General features: G+C 42.9%; 5 protein-coding genes and 1 riboswitch. All 5 genes read left to right on the forward strand.

Features of this window, described 5'->3' with window-relative positions; translation table 11 throughout:
• Window positions 1–207 precede the first annotated feature (207 nt).
• The 5 genes from I2F76_RS10475 to clpP all read left to right on the forward strand — a co-directional run bounded on the left by I2F76_RS10475 (window position 208) and on the right by clpP (window position 7,100).
• Window positions 208–1,305, forward strand: coding sequence for a cystathionine gamma-synthase (locus I2F76_RS10475; protein ID WP_195487822.1), 1,098 nt, complete (start codon window positions 208–210; stop codon window positions 1,303–1,305).
• 1 nt (window position 1,306) lies between these two features.
• Entirely contained in the window at window positions 1,307–2,470 is a 1,164-nt protein-coding gene (locus I2F76_RS10480; RefSeq protein ID WP_155172324.1) for a MalY/PatB family protein, read from the forward strand.
• Between the two features lie 35 nt (window positions 2,471–2,505).
• Window positions 2,506–2,662: riboswitch (M-box (ykoK) riboswitch) on the forward strand.
• A 208-nt stretch (window positions 2,663–2,870) separates the two neighbouring features.
• Window positions 2,871–5,531, forward strand: a complete 2,661-nt coding sequence (mgtA, locus tag I2F76_RS10485) for a magnesium-translocating P-type ATPase (protein ID WP_195487823.1) — start codon at window positions 2,871–2,873, stop codon at window positions 5,529–5,531.
• 219 nt (window positions 5,532–5,750) lie between these two features.
• A complete protein-coding gene (upp, locus tag I2F76_RS10490) occupies window positions 5,751–6,380 on the forward strand; it encodes a uracil phosphoribosyltransferase (protein WP_003005574.1) in 630 nt (209 codons plus the stop codon).
• A gap of 129 nt (window positions 6,381–6,509) precedes the next feature.
• Entirely contained in the window at window positions 6,510–7,100 is a 591-nt protein-coding gene (gene clpP, locus I2F76_RS10495; protein WP_021153673.1) for an ATP-dependent Clp protease proteolytic subunit ClpP, read from the forward strand.
• The last annotated feature ends 203 nt before the right edge of the window (window positions 7,101–7,303 follow it).

The raw sequence follows: 7,303 nt of genomic DNA on the forward strand, positions 1-7,303 counted from the left end.
ACGCTGATTTCATCAGCTTTTACAGCCCTACTCAACTGTGCGGAGGTGGGACGACGAAATCGAATTCTAACGAATTAACGATTTCTGTCCCACTCTCTTTTCTTATAGTTTGAAACTATAGCTAGGTCTTGAAAATGGGAAAACCGCTCTCCTCATAATAGTGATAAAATAGTAAGCAGTTAGATTAATTGATTATTGGAGGGCAATATGAGTAAAAAACGCAATATCAATACGATTTTGGCACAGGCAGGAATCAAGTCAGATCAAGCGACGGGAGCTTTGACGACTCCGTTGCATTTTTCAACAACTTACCAACACCCAGAATTTGGTCAGTCTACAGGTTTTGACTATACCCGTACAAAAAATCCAACACGCGCAACAGCTGAGAAGACTTTGGCAGCTATCGAAAGTGCAGATTATGCTTTGGCGACAAGTTCTGGAATGTCAGCGATTGTGCTTGCTTTTAGCATTTTCCCCGTTGGTACAAAAGTCTTAGCCGTTCGTGACCTTTATGGAGGCTCTTTCCGCTGGTTTAACCAACAAGAGCAAGAAGGCCGCTTCTCTTTTACCTATGCCAATACAGAAGAAGAACTGCTCCAATACCTAGAAAAGGATCAAGTAGATGTCCTCTATATTGAAACACCAACTAATCCATTGATGTTGGAATTTGATATTGCTCATTTAGCGAAATTGGCCCATGCAAAAGGTGCCAAAGTCGTGGTGGATAATACCTTCTATAGCCCTATTTACCAACGCCCAATTGAAGAGGGTGCTGATATTGTTCTTCATTCAGCAACCAAGTACCTAGCTGGTCACAACGATGTCTTGGCTGGTGTTGTCGTGACAAATGATCCAGACCTGTATGACCAACTCTTTTACAATTTGAACACGACCGGTGCTGTTCTTTCCCCATTTGACAGCTATCTGTTGATCCGTGGGATCAAGACGCTTTCGATCCGGATGGAGCGCTCGACAGAGAATGCTCGCAAGGTGGTCGAATTCTTGAAAACAGCACCTCAGGTTAAAGAAGTTCTCTACACTGGAAAAGGGGGGATGGTCTCCTTTAAAATTCAAGATGAGAAAAAAATTCCTAATTTTTTAAATTCTCTTCAAGTCTTTACCTTTGCAGAAAGTCTGGGTGGAGTGGAGAGCTTGATCACTTATCCGACTACTCAGACTCATGCAGATATCCCTGCAGAGGTTCGTCATTCATACGGCTTGACAGATGACCTGCTTCGTTTGTCTATCGGAATCGAAGATGCGGATGATTTGATTGACGATTTGAAACAAGCATTGGAGGCTTAAGATGACCAAATATGATTTCACGACTTTACCCAATCGCTTGACCCACCATACCTATAAGTGGAAAGAGACAGAGACGGATCCAGAGATCATTCCGGCTTGGATCGCGGACATGGATTTTAACGTCATTCCAGAAGTGCGAGAAGCGGTAATTGGCTATGCTGACCAAATGGTCTACGGCTACACCTATGCCTCAGATAGCCTCTACCAGTCTATCCTTGATTGGGAAAAAAATGAGCACGGCTATTCCTTTGACAAGGAAGCGATCGTCTTTATCGAGGGTGTTGTGCCAGCTATTTCAACAGCCATTCAAGCCTTCACCAAGGAAGGGGATGCTGTCTTAATCAATACACCAGTCTATCCTCCGTTTGCACGAAGCGTTAAGCTCAATCGTCGAAAATTGATCGAAAATTCGTTGATCGAAAAAGACGGACTTTTTCAAATTGATTTTGATCAGTTGGAAAAAGATATTGTGGAGCAAGAGGTTAAACTCTATGTTTTGTGCAATCCGCACAATCCTGGAGGCCGTGTATGGGATCGTGAGGTCTTGGAAAAAATCGGTCACCTCTGCCATAAACATGGGGTCCTACTCGTTTCAGATGAGATCCACCAAGATTTGGCCTTGTTTGGCCATCGTCATATCAGCTTTAACACAGTTGACCCAAGCTTTAAAGACTTTAGCTTGATCTTAACCAGTGCGACCAAGACTTTCAATATTGCAGGAACAAAAAATTCTTATGTGGTTATTGAAAATCCAAAGCTTCGCACAGCTTTTAAACAACGGCAATTGGCCAATAACCAACATGAAATCTCAGGCTTGGGCTATATTGCTACAGAAGCAGCTTATCGCCATGGCAAACCTTGGTTGACAGAGCTCAAGCAAGTCTTTGAAAAACACATTGACTATGTTGTAGATGAATTGCAGGAAAAGACCAATATCCGAGTCATGAAGCCCCAAGGAACCTATCTTCTTTGGTTGGACTTTTCAGCCTATCCTTATACCGATGATGAGCTACATGCTAGAATCCATGACCAAGCCAAATTGATTTTGAACCGTGGAACAGATTTCGGAAAAGAAGGAACCTTGCACGCCCGCCTTAATGTAGCGGCTCCTTTCTCTCTTATTGAAGAAATTACCAAACGTTTAGTTGATACTTTTCACAAATAAGTGTTGACTTTCTGTAAGTGAAGGAGTAAAATAAACTCGAAATACGGTAGGTGAGGCTACCACAAGGATACGGATGACTACCGCAAAGCAGTGGAGACACTACTCGTTGGTCAACAGTCCTGATCGCAAAGGTCAAGACTAAGCTCATTTCATTGCCTTGCGGAGCTAAAGCTTGAACGGTCAATTTTTTAAGAGTTTTGATTAAAAAATAAATGATGAGTTTCATGAGTCCTACCGATCGAGGGTAGGACTCTTTTTTATGCCTTACCAAGAAAAGTGAAAGGAGAGAGCTATGATACAAATCGACGATCATCCCGAGCCGCACCGAGCCAGCCAATCGCTGATTTGTGTCGTAGGGACTCCAAAAGTGATTGGCTCCTGATTGAAAAAGGAGATACCAATGCAAACAAATAAAGAAAGATTCATTACTGCTCTTCAAGAACCACTTGAAACCACCTTTGCCACCTACAAAACCAGTGCCCTTGGTCTAGTTGACGATCAAGTAGAAGAAAACCGCGATACCTATGGCGAAAATGTCATCACAAAAGGTCAAGAAGATTCTATGATCAAAAAGATCTACGAATCGATCATCAATCCTTTTACGGTGATTTTGTTGGTCATTGCGCTGGTTTCCTTCATCACTAATGTCTGGCTAGCAAAACCAGGTGAACAGGATCCAACGACCTCCATCATCATTGTGACCTTGGTCTTGATCTCTGGTGGTATCCGCTTCATTCAAGAATTGCGGAGCGACAAAGCAGCTAGCAACTTATCACGTATGATTGTCAATACAGCGACCGTTCTGCGTGATGGATCGGAACAAGAAATTCCGATCGATGAAATCGTCGTAGGAGATGTGATCAAACTAAGTGCCGGCGATATGATTCCAGCAGATGTGGTCTTGATCGATTCACGTGACTTTTTTGTCCAACAATCTGGTCTCACAGGGGAAAGTGATGCTGTTGAAAAGGTTTGTCTCAGAAAAGCCGACAGTCAAAATCTAGATAGTCTTTTGGAAAGTGAAAGTTTGGCCTTTATGGGGACCAATGTCATCTCCGGACGGGCGACAGCCTTGGTCTTGGTCGTGGGGGATGAAACCATGATGGGCGCCATTGAGCAAACCATCAACACCTATGACGAACCAACCTCATTTGAGAGAGAAATGAATACCATCTCTTGGCTCTTGATTCGGCTCATGTTAGTGATGGTGCCCGTTGTCTTTGTGATCAATGGCCTCACAGATGGTGACTGGTTAGAAGCGGGTGTCTTTGCCCTCAGCGTTGGGGTTGGTTTGACTCCGGAAATGCTGCCGATGATTATTACAGCGAGTCTTGCTAAGGGCTCTATCATCATGGCAAAAGAAAAAGTCGTTATCAAAAAACTCAATGCCATCCAAGACCTTGGGGCTATCGATATTTTGTGTACTGATAAGACAGGAACCTTGACCCAAGATGAAATCGTTTTGGAGTATCCGCTTGATATCCATGGCGAATTGGATCTATCAGTTCTTCGTCGGGCTTACTTGAATTCCTATTTCCAAACCGGGCTAAAAAATTTGATGGACCGAGCGATTATCAATCGGACCCAGAAAGAAGCCAAGAAACATGAAATTGTTCGCGACCTGGATCAAACCTTCCATAAGATTGATGAATTGCCCTTTGATTTTGAACGTCGTCGCATGAGTGTCATTGTCAAAGACGAAGACGGTGTGGTCAGCATGGTGACCAAGGGTGCCTTGGAAGAAATGCTTTCTGTATCGACTTATGTTGAGTACAAGGGAGAGATTAAACGCCTGACAGATGAAGTTCGTCAAGAGGTCCTCGCTGAAGTTGCTCAGTTAAATGAACAAGGACTTCGTGTTTTGGGTGTTAGCTACAAAACCGACTTGGACGAAAATGACATCTTTAGTGTTGAAGATGAACGAGACATGATCCTAACTGGTTACCTTGCCTTTCTTGATCCACCAAAACCTTCTGCAGCTCCAGCAATCAAAGCTCTTGCAGAATATGGGGTAACCACCAAGATCTTAACTGGGGACAATGAAAAGGTCACCCAAGCTGTCTGTGAAAAAGTAGGACTAGATGTCGAGCGGATTCTTTTGGGAAGCGAAATCGATACGATGACTGACCAAGAGTTAGCACAAGTTGTGGAAACAACAACGGTCTTTGCCAAATTATCACCCGATCAAAAAGCGCGGATCATCCTCTGTCTCAAGAACAATGGCCACAAGGTGGGTTACATGGGAGATGGGATTAACGATGCTCCATCCATGAAGGTCTCAGACGTTGGGATCTCCGTGGATACCGCTGTGGATATTGCCAAGGAAACAGCAGATGTCATCCTTCTAGATAAGGACTTGATGGTTCTTGAAAAAGGCTTGGTCGAAGGCCGCAAGGTCTATGCCAATATGACCAAGTACATCAAGATGACGGTCTCTTCTAACTTCGGGAACATCTTTTCTCTGCTCTTTGCCAGCATCTTTTTGCCTTTCCTTCCAATGGCTCCCGTTCATTTGATTGTGCTCAATCTTATCTATGATCTTTCTTGTATCGCCCTTCCTTTTGACAATGTCGACAAGGAATTCCTCAAGAAACCTCGTATCTGGGAAGCAAACTCTATCATGCGTTTTATGGCCTGGATTGGTCCCATTTCATCTGTATTTGATATTATTACCTACATGCTTCTTTACTTCCTTGTTGTTCCTATGATTTTAGGTCATGGCTACAACCATGGAGCAGCAGATGCAGCAGCCTTTATCATGGTGTTCCAAACTGGATGGTTTATCGAATCCATGTGGTCTCAAACCATGGTTATCCATATGTTGCGTTCACCAAAACTGCCATTTATCCAAAGTCGTCCAGCCTTCTCAGTCGTGGTGACGACCCTAGCAGCAGCCTTCTTTGTAACCTCCCTTCCATATAGTCCTTTGGCTTCTATCTTGAAGTTGAGCCAACTAAATGGATTGTACTTTGTTCTATTGTTTGCTATTATCGTCCTTTATATGCTGAGTGTGACGGTTGTCAAACGTATCTATATTAAGAAATACAAAGAATGGTTGTAATTGATTGATAGAAAGAGTGAGTCCGAACTTAAAAAATTAAGTGTAAGGGCTCTCTTTTTTTTGTAAAATTTGGTATAATAAGAAGAATGTAAAGTTGGAAATGAAGATTTCCATGTGCTGTGAGTATCAAAGAGGGACTGAAAGAAAGAGTAGAGCTTGACTCCACTTTTATCATAGTTCTTTTTTGAAAAATAACAGCTTAGAAAGAAGGATCTCAAAATGGGAAAATTAGAAGTTATTACACATCCACTGATTCAACACAAATTGTCTATTCTCCGCCGCACGGATACCTCTACGAAGGCCTTTCGTGAATTGGTAGATGAAATTGCTATGTTGATGGGCTACGAAGTGTTGCGTGAATTGCCTCTTGAAGATGTTGAAATTGAAACTCCTATTACTAAAACCGTTCAAAAGCAAATCGCAGGGAAGAAATTGGCTATTGTCCCAATTCTTCGTGCAGGGATTGGGATGGTCGATGGTCTCTTGAGTTTGGTACCAGCTGCTAAGGTTGGCCATATCGGGATGTACCGTGATGAAGAAACCTTGAAACCAGTTGAATACTTGGTGAAATTGCCAGAAGATATTGATCAACGTCGTATCTTTGTAGTAGACCCGATGCTTGCTACGGGTGGATCTGCTATTCTAGCTATTGATTCCTTGAAAAAACGTGGCGCTAGCCATATCAAGTTTGTCTGCTTGGTATCAGCGCCAGAAGGGGTGAAAGCTCTTCAAGAAGCTCACCCAGATGTTGATATCTTTACAGCAGCCCTCGATGATCATTTGAATGAACATGGCTACATTGTTCCTGGTCTTGGAGATGCAGGTGACCGTTTATTCGGTACCAAATAAAGAAACCATTCATTATAAGTTCGAAAGGTGCTTAAGATTTGACCTTTTTTGACCATTAGTTTATAATAGCACATATACTTTGAACCTCACGAATCGTGAGAATGAATGGATGCTAAAGGAGAAGAATAGATGATTCCAGTAGTTATTGAACAAACCAGTCGTGGAGAACGTTCTTACGATATTTATTCCCGTCTGTTGAAAGATCGAATTATCATGGTAACAGGACCAGTTGAGGACCAAATGGCTAACTCCATTATCGCTCAATTGCTCTTCTTGGATGCCCAAGATAATACAAAAGATATCTATATGTATATCAATACCCCAGGTGGCTCTGTCTCTGCAGGTCTTGCCATCGTAGATACCATGAACTTTATCAAGTCAGATGTCCAAACCATTGTTATGGGGATGGCAGCTTCTATGGGAACTATTATCGCTTCAAGCGGTGCGAAGGGCAAACGCTTCATGTTGCCAAATGCCGAGTACATGATTCACCAACCAATGGGTGGTACTGGTGGTGGTACCCAACAAACCGATATGGCGATCGCAGCAGAACACTTGCTCAAAACACGGAATAACTTGGAAAAAATCCTTGCGGAAAATTCAGGTCAATCCATTGAAAAAGTGCATGCTGATGCGGAACGTGATAATTGGATGAGCGCACAAGAAACGCTTGAATATGGCTTTATTGATGAAATCATGGCCAATAATAAATTGGGTTAAACCATCCTGTGGGAAGGTCCGTCAAGAGGCTGGGACAAAAGTCCTAGCCTCTCAATTATTTTTGGATTGTCGAGCAAAACGCAGTGGTTGAGTGGGCTCTACTACGCTGATTTCATCAGCTTTTACAGCCCTACTCAACTGTGCGGAGGTGGGACGACGAAATCGAATTCTAACGAATTACCGATTTCTGTCCCACTCTCTTT

The organism is Streptococcus parasanguinis (genome assembly GCF_015557775.1).
Lineage (GTDB): Bacteria > Bacillota > Bacilli > Lactobacillales > Streptococcaceae > Streptococcus > Streptococcus parasanguinis_AA.